Below are 14,806 nucleotides of genomic sequence, written 5' to 3'. Positions count from 1 at the left end.
TGAGTGGGCGCGAGCGTTGCACGGTGCGAGAGTTCACTGGCGCGAGAGCAGTGGTGGGCGCCGGTGCTAAAGTACCGGCGCACTCTCCCCGGTCATCTCCACCCGTGCCTGCAGCACCACCGTGCCGGGATTGTCGGCATGGCCCGAAAATCCCGGCTGCTTGCCGCCGATGCTCAGCGTAAACCAGCCTGGTTCAACCACCCGCTTGCCCTTGCTGTCGATCAGGCTGAAGGGGCGTGGGGTCAGCAAAAACGAGATGACCCGGCTCTCACCCGGCTGCAAGTGCACCCGCCGGAAGCCCGCCAATGTGCGAATCGCCACCGGGACCGAAGCCTGCTCGTCGCGCACATAGAGCTGCACCACTTCATCCCCCTCTCGCGCGCCGGTGTTTTTGACCGTCACTTGCACGCTCATGCCCTCCCCCGCACGCGCCTTCTTCGGCACCCTGAAATCACTATAGTCGAAGGTGGTATAGGATAGTCCGTGGCCGAAGGGGTAGAGCGGCTCGCCGGCGAAATAGCGGTAGGTACGCCCGGCCATGGTATATTCGGTAAACGGCGGCAGCTGGTCGGCGGAGCGGTAGACCGTGACCGGCAGACGGCCGCCGGGATTGTAATCCCCGAAAAGCGCATCCGCGATGGCGGTGCCAGCGCGCTGCCCGGGATACCAGGCTTCGAGAATGGCCGGAATGTTCTGGTCGGCCCAGTTTACGGCCAGGGCGCTGCCGTTGAGCAGCAGCACCACCACCGGCTTGCCAAGAGCGGCGATCTCCTCCATCAGTTCCTGCTGGGGTTTGGGCAGATCCAAGCTGGTGCGGTCGCCACCGTAGAATCCCGGCACCTGTATGCTCATCTCTTCCCCCTCCAGCCGCGGTGAGATTCCGAGACATAGGAGCACGGCGTTAGCCTTGCGGGCGGTCTCCAGGGCTTCCTTACGCTGATCGGTCCCGGGAAGCTGCCAGACGAGCCGAGCGATGGCACTCCAGCGGTTCTGGAAATATTCCACCCTCAGGCGGTAGTCGCGGCCGGCCTTGAGATCGATGGGCGCCGTCCGGGTGCTGAGGCTGTGGCGCGTCCAGTCTTCCACAACCAGCTTGCCATCGATGTAGAGTCGGAAGCCGTCGTCGCTGCTCACGCCGAGCTGATAGGTCCCGGTACGAGGCGGCCGCAGCAAGCCGCTCCAGCGCACCGAAAACTCGTCCTTGGGCATTCCCGGACCCGGCGCCTTCTGCTCCCACGAAAAGTCGAGAGCCGGATCGTCGCGGATCAGGGCCGGCTGGCCCTGGAGGTTCATGTTGGCGAAATAGGCCCCCTGAAGGCCGTTGCGGCGGCCCTTCCCGGGCAGGAACAGCGCTGCGGCCGGGACGGTTTCAACCGCGGTCATGCCTTCGGCCAGGACGCACCCCGGGGCATAGAGGACCTCTGTCTGCGCCCCGAGCTTGTCGCGGATCCCCTGAAGCGGTGTGACCGGATGCGAGGGCGTGCCGTTATAGTTGCCGAGGAGGAGTTCGACATTGTCGGCGTTGGGGCCGATGACAGCGATCTTGTTCAGGGTTTTCGGCCACGGCAGGGCGTTGTGGTCGTTTTTGAGCAGCACCAGCGAGGCGCGGGCGGCCTCGAGCGCCAGCTGATCGTGCTCCGGCCGGTCGTTCATCGCATAGGGGATTTGAGCGTACGGAACCCGCTCCGGCGGATCGAATTCGCCGAGGCGGAAGCGGGCGGTGAATAGCCGCTCCACGGCCGTATCAATTTCTTCCACGCCGATCAATCCCTGGTGGACCGCCTCCGCCAGGGTGGCGTATTCATCCCCGCAGCTCAGATCGCAGCCGGCCTTGACGGCGCGCGCCGCCGCCTCCGCGAGGCTGGACGTCGTTTTATGGCCATAAAAGATATCCGAGATCGCTCCACAATCCGAAACGATGTAGCCGTCAAATCCCCATTCCCGGCGCAGGATGTCGGTCATCAGCAGGATGCTGCTGCAGCAGGGCTCACCCTCATAGCGGTTATAGGCGCACATGATCGACTGGGCGCCGGCCTCGCGCACGCACTGTTCGAAGGCGGGCAGGTAGGTCTCGCGCAGGTCGCGCTCCGCAGCGAGGGCGTCGAAGCCGTGGCGTTCAGGCTCCGGACCGCTGTGCACGGCGTAATGCTTCGGTGTGGCCACGGTCTTGAGATAACGGGGATGGTCACCCTGTAGGCCGCGGACGAAGGCCACGCCGAGGCTGCCGGTGAGAAAGGGATCCTCCCCGTAGGTCTCCTGGCCGCGGCCCCAGCGCGGATCGCGGAAGATATTGATATTGGGCGACCAGAAAGTGAGTCCCTGATAGATCCCGCGCTGTCCGTTGCGGATACATTCATGGTGTTTGGCGCGAGCCTCGTCGCTGATCACCGTGGCGACGCGGTGGAGGAGATCCTCATCCCAGGTGGCGCCGAGGCCGATCGCCTGGGGAAAGACCGTGGCGATGCCGGCGCGGGCGACGCCGTGCAGCGCCTCGCTCCACCAGTCGTAGGCCGGGATCCCGAGGCGGGGGATGGCCGGGGCGCTGTTTTGCATCTGGGAGATCTTTTCGGCGAGCGTCATGTGGCTGACGAGAGCCCGGGCACGATTCCCGGCGGGAAGATCGGTATTTTTCCAGTCTGTTTGCGCCTGGCAAAAGGCAGTGACCAGAAGGATGGAGCAGATCAGGCGTGATTTCATCAGTTGCCTCCGAGGGTACCGTACGGCGAAACCGGGTGAAGCGGTACAGGCTTCACTCCGATTCAAGGGAGTGGATGGTGATGGATGCGTTTTCGATTTCGATCAGATGCCAGCGACCGAAACCGCCGCTATTGACGACCGGGATGGCGGCCCCGATCTGATAGACCTCGTGCTCATGATAATGGCCATGCAGCACCAGATCGATCCGGAATGACCCGAGCAATTCGACCAGCTCCGCCCGGTTGACGATCCGGGTCATGGTGGCGAAGCGCCGGCCCTTGCGCTGCGCCACCAGCCGTTCCGGCACGAGATGATGGTGCAGCAGAAGGATCCGTGTCCGGTTCTGCAAGGCTGGGTGGCCGAGGATGTGCGCCGTGCTCTCGAGATCGACCCACCCCTTCGAGCAGGCGGTGTTAGAGCGGAGCTGCGGCAGCAGCCGGTTCGATTCGATCGCGATCAGCGCAATGTTCTCCTGCATCAGTTTGATGAAGGGGAAGGGGGCCGCGCCGGTCTCCTGCAGGGTCAGGTGGTCCCGGGAGGATCCGGCGAAAGCCTGGTGAAAGCGTTCCAGATCCTGATGGTACTCCTCCCGGCCGTAGCGGTATATGCCGCGGGCGGTGCGCGGCAGCCGGCGCCACTGGGCATAGAGGTCGCTGCCGGAGTGAAAATCCTCGAAGAAAAAGGAGAAGAGGTCGTGGTTGCCCGGGATGACCGTCAACCGGGCCGGATCAAACCAGCCATTCTGATGAAGAAGAGTGCGCAAAGTGCTCCATTCCGACTCCCGGCCGTGCTGGCTCAGGTCGCCGCTGATCACCAGATGATCGGGACGGAGCGCAGCGAGCTCTTCAATACGCCGGACGATGAGGGCATCGCGTCCCGGTGAGAGGCCGAGATGAAGGTCGGAGAGATGGGCAAGGCGCATGTGGGATTCCGGGTCAAGGGCTCTTATCGGCGGCTCACTGGAAGAGGGCCTGATGGACAAAGTAAATGGCGATGGCGCCCACGGCGAAGAAGAGGGCATCCTGCAGCCGGTCCCAGATCATCGGGATTTTCAGGTCCAGTTCCTTCCATTGTTCCCATTCGCGGATGATCCCGAGGAGGAGGCCGCCCAGGCCGGCCGTATACCAGGCGGGCCAGAGGAAGGCCGGCAGGAAGACGATCGCCGCATAAGCGAAATGGAGGAGCTGGTCGAGAACATTGACCCAGCCGGTATGCCGGGGCCGCCAGGGGCGGCGCAGGGCGAGGATGTGCAGCACGGTCTGGTACTGGGGATCGTCAAGCTGGTTCACCAGCTTTTCGACCGAGTCGGCGAGTTTTTCCAGATCCTCGGGCGGAGCCACGTAGTACTGGTGATAGTGAAGGTCGGTTTTCATTCCCTCTCCTTTCGGGCGCCGAATCGCTGGGATGCCCGGCATTGGCTACCTAATTGATACACATTTTTGGCGCCGGATGCAACAAAAAAGTGTGGATTCGGGTATAATTGAAGAGGTTTTTCATCGGCATGAAAGGGGGGCATTGTGCTGGGTAACAGAAATTGCGAAACCTGACCGGCTTGTAGCCGTAAACATGCCAAACCGTGGTGCTGCGCGGGCGGACAGCCTGTGGGCGCGGCAAACGGGTGGATGGGAATGGAGGCCTGCGGGATTGATCACGGGACTGATCTTATGCCGCCGCTCGAGGCGGACGCGCGGAATCCGCCTTGCTGCTGCGGCGGGATTTGTTTTGGGTGTCCTGGTGCTGGCCGCCGTCGGCGGCAGCGGTGCCGCGCTGGCTGCCCGGCCCCGCGGCGATGCCCATCTCGAGTTTTTCAAGGAAGCCTTCCTGGTCTTTTGCGTGGTCTGCGCGGGCTGGTATACGACCGCCCTGCGCCGGAATCCGCAGCGCCGGGAGGAGTATCTCTATCTGTTCAGTCTGCCGCTGCAGGGCCCCGGTCTCTATCGCTATTTTCTTCTGCGCGAGTGGAGCGCTTCGCTCTGGGTACCGACCTGCTGCGGGGTGCTATTCGCTGGCTTGGCCGGCCTGGCCCCGGTGCCGTTTCTTTGCCGGCTTACGCTGGTGGCCCTGCTCCTGCATGCAGCCGTGCTGGTCGCGGTGCATGCCGCGCATCTCCTGCTGATGGTGCAGAGCCGCCGCGCCAATCTGCTATACAAAACCGAGGCGTGGATTCTGCTGCCGGCGCTCGTACTTTTCATGATCGCGGTCATGGCTGCTGTCGCCGAGCCAGGACTCGTTACCGGCCTCCGCTTCTGGCTGGTGCTGCTCTCCGGACTGGGTGGCATTGCTGCCAGCATCTGGCTGAACGGCTGCCTCTTTGAGCGCTGGCACCACGCGCATGGCCTCTGGCATGCGCCACAGAATCAGACGCGGCGGGTTGCCGCAGCCGCAGCTTCCCCCTGGCCGTCATGGTCGAGTCCCTGGCTCTGGAAAAATCTGCTGCGCATCCGGCGCCAGACCGGCAAGGGGATCATTTGCCTGACCGGCATCTTTATCGCGCTCGCCTATCTGGCCGCGATGAACAATCCCTTGCCCGAGGATCGCGCCGCGGTTCTCCTGGCCCTGACCCTGCTCTATACGGCGGTCTTTGTCTATCTCTCGATGCAAAGCCTGGCGAGCGGAGAAGAACCGCCGGGGATCGTTTACGCGCTGCCGGTGCGGACGTTGCCCTGGCTTGCGGCGGTTCTCCTTCCGGCTGCGCTCTGGCTCGCCGCCGTATTTCTGGTCACCGGCACCCTCGTCGCCATCTGGTCGCTGCCGCTGGCGGCCAGGTTCTGGTTCCGGGCCGTTCTTGCCGGCGGCGCGATGCTGCTTTGCGGCGCGCAGCTGGCGCCCGGCTTTTATCCCGATCTGAAAGGGGCGCAAACACGCTATACCTGGTATATGCTGGGTGCACTGGTGCTGTCAGCGCTCTTTTTTGTGCTCTATCCGCTCTTCCTCGCGCTCCTGGTGCTGCTGCCGGCGCGCCGCCTGGCCGCCATGCGCTACTTCCGGATTTCGGCCGATCCAACAGCCAAAGGATAATCCCCTATGACTACATCGCAACTGGAGGCCCGGGCCATCGCGGTTGGGTACGATTCCTCACCTGTACTGACGGATTTGTCGCTGACCCTCCCCGCAGGCGCGCTGATCGGATTGATCGGCCCGAACGGTGCCGGCAAGACCACGCTGATGCTGGCTCTTTCCGGGCAGTTCCAGCCCGCACGTGGCTTCGTCCGCTTCGGCGGGAGGGATATTTACCAGGAGAATCTCGCCTATAAATTCCGCATCGGCTACGTCCATGAACAGCCTTTTTTCTATCCATGGCTCACGGCCGGGGAATTTCTCGCCTTCGTTGCTCATGTCAAAAAGGTCGATCCCGGCCGGATCACGGAAGAGAGCGCCCGCCTGCTGCAGCGGGTGGGACTGGAGGGAGAACAGGACAAACGGACCAGCGACCTTTCCCTGGGAATGAAAAAGAAACTGGCCATCGCCGCCGCGTTCATGGGCGAGCCCGCCGTGCTCTTTCTCGACGAGGCCCTGAACGGCGTGGACATCGAGAGCGCTTACGGGATCAAGCAGATGCTCCGGGAATATGTCCAGGGGGGCGGCCTGGTGATTCTTTCGACCCATGTGCTCGAGGTGATCGAAAAGATCTGCGACCGTTACGTGGTGCTGCAGTCCGGCCGCATCCTGGCCGATGTGGAGGCCGCGGCCTGGCGCTCCGGCGCGGGCGCAGCAAGTCTCGAGGAGCATATCATCGCCCTGCTGCATCAGCATAGCCATTGACAGGTACACGGGATTTCCTGCACCCGCACTCTGAAATGAGGTGACTCTTGAGGTACTGCAAGCTTGGTGTAATTCTCTTCCTGATCTGGGTTCCGGCGGCATTCGCTCAAAGCGGTTTCAGCGCCGACAGTGTCTATGCCCACATCCGCTATCTGTGCGAGGAGATCGGCCCGCGGCCGATGGGCTCGCCGCAGGAGCAGCAGGCTTTGGCCTGGGTGGCCGGCACCTACCGGCGCTATGGCGCCGACAGCGCCTGGGTGATGCCTTTCACCCGGGTTGCGAGAGACAAGTTTCCTCTGAATACCAGCAGCGGCATTGCGGTGGGCCTTTTCAAGGGCGCGTCGGATACCTGCCTGGCCGTCGGCGGCCACGCCGATTCGGCACCCGGCAACTCCCCGGGTGCCAACGACAACGCCTCGGGGACAGCGACCGCACTTGAGCTGGCGCGCTTGTGGAGTCAGCGTCCCCGCCGTTATACCATGATCTTTCTGTGCTTCGGCGGCGAAGAGTCGGGGCTTTATGGTTCGCAATACTTCGTCGACCAGTTCAGCCGGATCGACAGCATCGGCTTGATGATTTCGGCTGATATGACCGGCGGAGCGGGTCCGATCTATACGCTCCTCGAGAACCGCAAAGCCCAGGCCCCGCGCTGGCTGGTGCGGGATGCCTTCCGCATCAACCGAACGCTAGATGTCAGCCCCCTGACCTATCCGGTTCATTTTTCGACCTTCAACAGCCTGACCGGGGGGGCCGGCTCCGACCACGACCCCTTTCTTGCCGCAGGCATTCCGGCGATCGATTTTACCACCGGGCTCAACAACTCACCCATTCATAGCGGTCTCGATACGCCAGCCAACCTCGATCGGGCGCAGCTCGGCGCGTGCGGCCGCTTCATCGACGCCCTGCTCAGCCACTATCAGGAGCAGGGCTTGCCGGGGCGACAACTGGACCACTATACCCTGTATACCCTCGGCCGGCATCCCCTCTTCATTCCACACATAGTCATTCTGCTGCTCCTGGCGGCCGCGGTCGCGGTCGGCACTGCGGCATTCATCTCCAGCCGCCGGCGGTGCATGATCGTGGAAAAAGCCTTGCGTATCCGCTTCTCACCGTTCAAACTGGCGTTGCTCTTCCTGGTCATCGCCGTCGTCGCGCAGGGCGGCGAAGCGCTGATCCAGCTCATCAAGGGGGTACGCTATCCCTGGCTGGCCCATCCCGTCCCCTATCTGTTGCTGATGCTGTGCTGGGCGGTTGGCGGGCTCTGGCTGGCACTACAGATCTCCCGGCGCTGGCACTGGAACCCGGAACCGCATCTCTATGCGAGCCGCGCCCTGCTGGTCCTCGCCTTCCTCACCGCCGCTGCGGCCGTTGCGAGCGCGAGGCTGGCGCTTTATCCCGGCCTCAGCTTGCTCTTTTTCTCGCTGGCTTTGCTGGTGCGGCCGGAGTGGCTGCAGAGCCTATTCGGACTGCTCGCACCGCTGCCGCTGCTGCGGCTGGTTTTCTCGGAGGTGACCGCCTTTATAGGCCGCAACCTGGCCCAGGGCGGCATCGGGATCGACGCCTTCTGGAAGGCGGCCCTGGTCACTGTGACCCTCACTCTGCTGTTGCTGGCGCTCTTTCTGCCTTTTATCTATGCCTGGGCCGCTCTGGTGCTGCAAATCCCCCGCTGGAAAAGAGCCCTGACCGCTTTTCGGCGGCTTCCGGGAGGCGCGTTTGCCGGCCTGCTGTTGACGGTGGCGACCAGTTACGCCTGCCGCCTGCCGGCGTATGATGACCGCTGGCAGCCTGAAGTTTTGCTGGAATCCAAAAACAGGCTCCCGCAAGGAGAGACGACACTGACCCTCCGGGGGAACGACTACTTTCATAACGTTCAGGTCCGGGGCGATTCGCTGGACCTGCATTTCAGCGGCCGAACCCACAAGGAGGAGCTACCGCTCCACTTCAAGGCGGATTGGATGGCCATCGCGGGCGCTGAAAGCCGCAGCAGGGGCGAGCAGGATACGGTCGTCGTGGATTGGCTGCTGCGCAGCCGGGTGCCCTGGGAGGCGCTGACTGTCGCGATCCGGGTGGATACCCTGGGGATTTCCGGGGTGGAAAGTCTCTGGAAATACCGCCTGAAAAAGGGCGAGCTGACCTTCACTTGGCGCAACACCCCGCCGGATTCGTTGTGCTTGCATGCTCGTTTTCTGGTCCATCCCAGGGCGCGGGTGATACGCGATGTCATGGCCTCCTATGACCGCCCACCGGTCCCGCTGGCGGTGACTGCCGAGCAGGCGGTGGTGCGCTATCGGACCACAATCAGCGTGATCGACACCCTTACGTCTGGCGGCGGAAACGCCAGAGGGGGTGCCGGCATGTAAAGAGTTTTCCGCAATCCGGGAACGGTATAGGTACTTGTTAATACGGGCTGAACGTTGGTACCGTGCGAAAGGCGTTGGAATTTTGGCCCGGTTTGGATATATTGTTTGGGACCGAAACACTGTCTCGCAGCTGCTGGCCTGAAGCCGCCCGGTGATGCAACTCTTGGTAAATATGGCTCATTTTTCTCATACATCCCGCTTTTTCCTTCTCATCCAGCTGCTCACCGGGTGCGGAGCGCTCCCGGCTGCAACGGGGGAGTGGTACCGCATTATTGAAAAAGACCCAGAACGGCTGCTGCTTGAAATCCATCCGTCTCCTGTTCCTCTCGATACCTTGGAGTCTGCGTCCGGCCGCATGGCCCGCTTTCGCCCCGGGACAGCCCTCCTGGATGACGCGAAGCTGCCGGCCGTCCCTGTCCAGACCCTGCTGATCGACTGGCCCGCCGCTGCCGTCTCCGTACATCTCCTCTCGGTAACGCCGGGCGAGACTGCAGCCATCGCGCCTCTTGGTGGCTCTGCCGATGGGCCCATCGCTGAGGCCCTCTCAACCGCGCCGCAGTGGCAGCGCGAAAGCCGATCCGGACCGGATGTTGCGGCAGATATTGTCGCTCTCGGTCAAAGCGGACGACAAACCCTCTGGGCCCTGCGCATTTTCCCATGCCGCTACGATGCCGCTGCCGCCCGGCTCACCTGGATCAGTGCACTCCGGGTGGAGCTCACCGGCTCAGGAGCGCTGCCGCCGACCGCGCTTGCAGCGGTAGGGGCCGGTGCGAGCGATCTCACCCTCACGCGTGCGACTTCGCCGCTGCTGAACAAAGCCGCAGCGGCCGATGACCGTTTTTGCGCCCCCGGACGCATCAAACTGTCGGTTGAGGAAGACGGCTGGTACAAGGTCACGGGCGCCGATCTGCGCAAAGCCGGCCTCGACTTGCTCCGGATCGATATCCGGCACCTGCGCCTCAGCTGCGGCGGTATCCCGGTCCCCTTTTATTTTCATGGAGACGGGGACAGCAAGATGGAGGCCGGCGAGAGCATCGAATTCTACGGCACCGGCCTGCGTCTGAACGCTACCGCCACGACACCCGATCTCTATCAGGATCCTTACAGCAGCACCAATGTATACTGGCTTGGCTGGGAGGGCGAAGCCGGTCCCCGCATGGAGGATGAGTACAGCGAGAGCGCCACGGCCGCTGGCCAGACAGCACAAATTCCCTACTCCTTCTATCAGACCATCCATGTCGAGCAGAATAACTTTTTTGAGCATTTCAACGGCATCGCCTTCCCCGACTCCTTGCGCGACCACTGGCTCTATGACAGCGGCATTCCGGCCGGCAGCAAACGCAGTTATCCCTTTTCACTTTACGCGCCCGACGCCGCCTCGCTTCTGCCAGTGAAGGTCCGGGTAATGTTGACAGGGCGGACGCTGACGAACAAGGAACTGCACCAGGTCTCGATCTATCTCAACGACCGGTTCGTCGCGCGGGGTACTGGGGAACGCCAGGGCCTCATCGATCTCCACAGCCGCGATGACAATGGGCTGCTCGCCGCCGCTCTCTCTCCGACTGCCAATGACTTGACCGTGGTCAATGCATTCGATCCGGCGCGGACCGATTACATCGCTCTCAACTGGTTTGAGGTGACCTATCCGCGGCTCTACCGTGCGCTGGGGGGTTGGCTCGAATTCACCATCCCGGCCGATAAACCACCCGGTCTATTCCGCTTCACCCTCGAGGGCTTTGCCGACGAGTCGGTGGAGATCTACAAGCTGGGGGTGAGCCGGATCATCGGTGCAGCCATGGCCGAGGCGACCGGCAGTGACAACCGCCGTTCGGTGCGCGCCGAGTTCTACGACACGGTCCCTTCCTGCGCGGTGCGGTACGTCGCCGTGACCGCCGCCGCGAAAAAGAGCCCGGTGCAGATCGAAATGGTGCAGCCGCAGTGGCAGCCCGCTGCGCGCAGCGACATCGACTGGGTGGTCCTCGCGCCGCGCACCTTCCTCGCTGCGCCGGCTCTGACGGCCCTGATGCAGCACCGTCAGGGCCAGGGTTTGCATCCCCTGGGCGTGGCCGTGGAAGATATTTTCACCTACCTTAACCAGGGGCGCCGCTCACCGCTGGCTGTCAAGGCCTTTCTGCAATGGGCGGCGCAACGCTGGCCGCTCAGGTGGGTGCTCCTTGCGGGGGATGGCTCGTATCAGCGAACGCCGGTGCAGGGCGACACCCTCGATCTAGTCCCTGTCTACATGCGTCAAACCCTGAACTACGGCGCGGCCTCCAGCGATCATTGGTATAGCCTGCTGGCTGGGGCGGACGAGATCCCCGATCTCTGCATCGGCCGGCTGCCGGCGCGCACGCCGGAACAGCTGGAGGTCGTCGTCGACAAGATCATCGCCCATGAGACCAACGCCGAGGATGGAGACTGGCATAACCGTTTGCTCTTCATCGGCGGCAACGGCAGTGAATTCCGTGAGAAAAGCAAGGCGCTGGTGCTGAATGTACCGCCCGCGTGGTCGCCTGCGATGCTCTTCACCCTGCGCGATCCCGCCCTCGCCGTGGACCCTTTTTACGGCGGCACCCCGGAACTGCTCGATTTTATAGACCAGGGCTGCGGGATCGTCAATTTTCATGGCCATGGCGGTGGAGCGATCTGGTCGGACGACGGCCTCATGGGACTGGAGGATGTCTCCGCCCTGCGCAACAAGGGCCGCTATCCGGTCATCCTGAGCATGACCTGTTTCACCGGGGCGTTTGAGGAGCCCACCGGGTCGAATCTGGCCGAGACTATGCTTTTCACCGCGGACAAGGGCACCATGGCCTTCTTCGGGGCCAGCGGATTCGGCTGGCGCGACAACGACGACGAACTGCAGTCGGCGATCATGGGATACCTTTATGAACATCCCGAGGCCACCCTTGGGGAACTGGTGACGGCCGGCAAGATCCGTTATTACGCCGGCGCCTTGGGCAGCGCCATTGCGCATGCCGAAGTGAATCAATACACCCTATTCGGCGATCCGGCGATGCGGTTGCGCCTGCCTTCGACCCAGGCGCCGGTCGATGTGGTCAATCCCCTGGTCGCCCCTGGCGACACCCTCAAAGCGCGGGTACAGTGGCCATTCGCCGCCGGCAGCGGCACGGTGCAGATCGAGATGGAAAAAGGGCGGGCAGCCGGCGTGAGCCAACTGACCATCAGCGGCGGCGAGAGCCGGTTCAACCTGGCCATCCCCGCGGCGGGCACGGACGGCCGTGGCGTGGTACGATTCTATGGCGTGGATGCTCTCGGCCTGCAGCAAAGCCATGGCGCGGCGACTTTTTCGTTGGGCCGCGGCTATTTCGATTCGCTCAAAGTGCTGCCGGGGACGGCGGATGAACTCATCTTCCGGGTGCAACTCCGCAGCCGTGATCTGCCCCGCTCCGTCCTTTGCATCTTCCGTGGCGATACCCTGGCTATGCAGTACGCTGGTGTGGGCTGGTACGCCCTCACCGTTAAAGGCTGGGGAACCCCCCGGCTATCCTGCGAATTCCTTGCCCGGTTTGCCGACGGTGCAGCGCTGCTTTCGCCAACCTATTCCTATGAGCCTGCCGGGCAGATCAATGTCGAGGCCCTGACCAACCGGTTGAGCTGGGGCGGCGGCGAGCGTCCGCTCCTCTACCTGCCGCTGATGAATTGGGGTAACGGCACGGGCAAGGTGATCGTTGCGCTGGACTTATGGGAGTATGGCAGCGCCAGTTGGCGCCGTCTGGTTGCGGACACGCTCATGGTGGCGGCCTTCGCCGGTGCCACGGCCGCTTTTCCACTGCCGGCAGCCCCCGGTGAATGGACGATCCGCTTTCTCATCGACTCGGGGAAGGCGAGTCAACAGGAAACCCGGGCTCAGATCATCGCACCGGTTTTTGCTTTGGATCCCGATGCGGGATTTCATTTTTACGCGAGTGCCGCGGACACCCTTCCTCTCGATAACCGGGCAGTCTGCATCGCCTCCAGCCGTTCGGTCCGCAAGCCGACGACCCTCCATGTGGAGCGTCGCGCCGCGGCCCGGCTTGCCGACCAACCTGATTTTACCGCCAGTGATGCCATCCCGGTCTATGCCCTCGAATTCGGCCTCGCCGATGCGGTCGATCAGGGAATCCTCTTCTCCTGCCGGCTGGACGCAACCGACAGTCTGCCCGGCCCCCTCGAAAAGGCCGACCTGTATTATTACGCCCCCGTCACACGGAAATGGGTTCGCCTGGGATCCTCCAGGGAGGGGTATCGCTTGACCACATCGATTCATCAGTCAGGATTCTACACGGTGCTCTGGAGCAGTGACACCCGGCCACCGGAGATGGAAGCCGCCTTTGACGGCCGGCCCTTCGCAGCGGACGCTTGGGTCGATGGTGACGCCGTCATCGCTCTGAGGTTGCGCGATGCCAACGGCATTGATCTCTCCGCCGGCAAGACGGAGATCCTTCTCGATGGCCAAGCCGTGGAGCAGGCGGGCTGGTCGCTGCCCGATTCGATCGCCGACGGCAACCTTATCCCCCTGACGCTCCATCCCGCCCTCCAGCCCGGCCGCCACACCCTGCTGGTAACGGCCACCGACTGCAGCGGGAATGGCGCGCCGCCGCGCGAATTTGTTTTTCAGGTCGCGGAACACTTCCGACTGACGCTGGTCGGCACCTATCCCAATCCCTTCACCGTCCGTACCACCTTCGTCTATTTGCTTACCAGCAGCGCCGACAAACTTTCACTGCGAATCTATACGGCCGCCGGGCGGCTGATCCGCCAGTTTGATGGCCGCGGCACCGAGGATCCAGATCCCCTGAGCGCCGATTATCACGAGATCACCTGGGACGGGAAGGATGAGGAGGGATTTACAGTGGCTAACGGGGTCTATTTCTTTCGTCTCACCGCCCGCAGCGGAGATAAGACCGAGGAGAAGGTTGGCAAAATTGCGAGGTTGCAATGAAGGCCCGGCACCCGGTTCGCCTTGTGCTCTTCTGCGGTGAGCTTTTCGCCCTGCTGGCGGGCCTGTCGGAGTGCGCCACCGCCCAGGGCCTGCGCTATGTTGCGGCCTCGCTTGAACTGGGCGTCGGCGCGCGGCCGCTGGCACTCGGAGGAGCGGCCGCGGCGATGACTGGCGGGCCGGAATTGTTCCGTTACAACCCGGCCAGCCTGGGATTGTGCAGCCGGCGGGAGATCGGCTTGATGTATGCCCCGACCTTCGGATCGATTACGGAACCCATGGCCATGTTTCACTATGCCGGCGGGATTATTCCCCTCCACGGCGGCGGCAGCATCGCCCTGCATTGGACCCGCTTCAGCGTCGACGATATCCCGCTTTACCCCAAACTGGTGGGGGATTCCTTCCTCGACCGGCTCCAGGATCCGGCGCTCCGACCCGACGGCATTCCGCAGGGCTATTTCAAGGACACTGAAGATGCCTTTTACCTTTCCTTTGCGCGCATCTTCCGTTTCGCCGTACCGCTGGGCTGGCTCTATACCGACCTGGCTATGGAAGTGCCGGTGGGGTTGAATATCAAGCTATTACATCAGTCCCTTTACGAACGCAGCGCCAGCGGGCTCGGCTTCGATCTCGGTGCCATGGCGCGTTTCAATCTCGGGCAGTTGCTGCAGAACCGCCGGCTCGGCGACATCGGCATCGGTCTTTCGGCGATCGATCTCACCCGGACCACCCTGATTTGGGATAACCAGCGCGAAGAGAAGATGGCGATGGCCCTGCTCTGGGGGATCGCCTACAGTCAGCCGGTCGCCTTCCAGCAAAGCCGGATTGATTTTTTCTGGAGCCTGCGCAAAAGGGAGGTGCGGAATTCGCTGTACGGCATGGAGTATACACTCAAAGGGATCGCCTTGCGGCTGGGGCGGAATGAATCGGGATTGACCGCGGGGGCCGGTGTGCGCTGGCGGCGCATGCGCGTCGATTACGCCTTCACTGCGCTCGATTTCGGAGGCGTGCACCGCATCGGTTGCGGCTTTATTTTTTAATGGCG

The 14,806-nt window shown here is 62.9% G+C and carries 9 protein-coding genes; 5 read left to right on the top strand and 4 right to left on the bottom strand.

Going from position 1 to position 14,806, the window contains the following annotated elements; all coding sequences use genetic code 11:
• Positions 1 to 66: 66 nt before the first annotated feature.
• From PLH32_10695 to PLH32_10685, 3 genes are read right to left on the bottom strand one after another with little or no spacing between them, the layout of a single operon-like run.
• Positions 67 to 2,697, bottom strand: a complete 2,631-nt coding sequence (locus PLH32_10695) for a glycoside hydrolase family 3 C-terminal domain-containing protein (GenBank protein ID HQJ65068.1) — start codon at positions 2,695 to 2,697, stop codon at positions 67 to 69.
• Between the two features lie 52 nt (positions 2,698 to 2,749).
• Positions 2,750 to 3,619: a metallophosphoesterase family protein gene (locus PLH32_10690; protein HQJ65067.1), complete on the bottom strand. Its 870-nt coding sequence runs from the start codon at positions 3,617 to 3,619 to the stop codon at positions 2,750 to 2,752.
• A gap of 34 nt (positions 3,620 to 3,653) precedes the next feature.
• Positions 3,654 to 4,070: a hypothetical protein gene (locus tag PLH32_10685; GenBank protein ID HQJ65066.1), complete on the bottom strand. Its 417-nt coding sequence runs from the start codon at positions 4,068 to 4,070 to the stop codon at positions 3,654 to 3,656.
• 271 nt (positions 4,071 to 4,341) lie between these two features.
• On the opposite strand from PLH32_10685, the gene PLH32_10680 reads away from it, so the two are divergent.
• The 3 genes from PLH32_10680 to PLH32_10670 are packed head-to-tail and all read left to right on the top strand — an operon-like array spanning position 4,342 to position 8,819.
• Complete coding sequence (locus tag PLH32_10680) at positions 4,342 to 5,715, top strand: hypothetical protein (protein HQJ65065.1); 1,374 nt, start codon at positions 4,342 to 4,344, stop codon at positions 5,713 to 5,715.
• A gap of 6 nt (positions 5,716 to 5,721) precedes the next feature.
• Positions 5,722 to 6,459: an ABC transporter ATP-binding protein gene (locus tag PLH32_10675; GenBank protein HQJ65064.1), complete on the top strand. Its 738-nt coding sequence runs from the start codon at positions 5,722 to 5,724 to the stop codon at positions 6,457 to 6,459.
• A gap of 47 nt (positions 6,460 to 6,506) precedes the next feature.
• Positions 6,507 to 8,819 (top strand): M28 family metallopeptidase, encoded by a 2,313-nt coding sequence (locus PLH32_10670; GenBank protein HQJ65063.1) that lies wholly within the window; start codon positions 6,507 to 6,509, stop codon positions 8,817 to 8,819.
• A gap of 37 nt (positions 8,820 to 8,856) precedes the next feature.
• Here PLH32_10670 and PLH32_10665 read toward each other — a convergent pair whose 3' ends face one another.
• Positions 8,857 to 9,129 carry a hypothetical protein gene (locus tag PLH32_10665; protein ID HQJ65062.1) on the bottom strand — a complete coding sequence of 91 codons (273 nt, stop codon included), beginning with the start codon at positions 9,127 to 9,129 and terminating at the stop codon, positions 8,857 to 8,859.
• A gap of 45 nt (positions 9,130 to 9,174) precedes the next feature.
• Between PLH32_10665 and PLH32_10660 the strand changes: the two genes are divergently transcribed.
• Together PLH32_10660 and PLH32_10655 are read left to right on the top strand one after the other, a co-directional pair.
• The gene (locus PLH32_10660) at positions 9,175 to 13,764 is read left to right on the top strand and encodes a C25 family cysteine peptidase (protein ID HQJ65061.1); all 4,590 of its coding nucleotides are present in this window, start codon (positions 9,175 to 9,177) and stop codon (positions 13,762 to 13,764) included.
• A complete protein-coding gene (locus PLH32_10655; GenBank protein HQJ65060.1) occupies positions 13,761 to 14,801 on the top strand; it encodes a hypothetical protein in 1,041 nt (346 codons plus the stop codon). The genes PLH32_10660 and PLH32_10655 overlap by 4 nt, the downstream gene beginning before the upstream one ends.
• The last annotated feature ends 5 nt before the right edge of the window (positions 14,802 to 14,806 follow it).

Source organism: bacterium, assembly GCA_035419245.1.
Lineage (GTDB): Bacteria > Zhuqueibacterota > Zhuqueibacteria > Residuimicrobiales > Residuimicrobiaceae > JAKPUX01.
This window is presented reverse-complemented; position numbering and strand designations above follow the sequence as displayed.

Bases quoted from the DNA above. Each gene is read 5' to 3' on its own strand.
- PLH32_10690 (HQJ65067.1), bottom strand. From the start codon at position 3,619: ATGCGCCTTGCCCATCTCTCCGACCTTCATCTCGGCCTCTCACCGGGA.
- PLH32_10685 (HQJ65066.1), bottom strand. From the start codon at position 4,070: ATGAAAACCGACCTTCACTATCACCAGTACTACGTGGCTCCGCCCGAG.
- PLH32_10665 (HQJ65062.1), bottom strand. From the start codon at position 9,129: ATGGATTTCAAGCAGCAGCCGTTCTGGGTCTTTTTCAATAATGCGGTA.
- PLH32_10695 (HQJ65068.1), bottom strand. From the start codon at position 2,697: ATGAAATCACGCCTGATCTGCTCCATCCTTCTGGTCACTGCCTTTTGC.
- PLH32_10660 (HQJ65061.1), top strand. From the start codon at position 9,175: ATGGCCCGCTTTCGCCCCGGGACAGCCCTCCTGGATGACGCGAAGCTG.
- PLH32_10655 (HQJ65060.1), top strand. From the start codon at position 13,761: ATGAAGGCCCGGCACCCGGTTCGCCTTGTGCTCTTCTGCGGTGAGCTT.
- PLH32_10675 (HQJ65064.1), top strand. From the start codon at position 5,722: ATGACTACATCGCAACTGGAGGCCCGGGCCATCGCGGTTGGGTACGAT.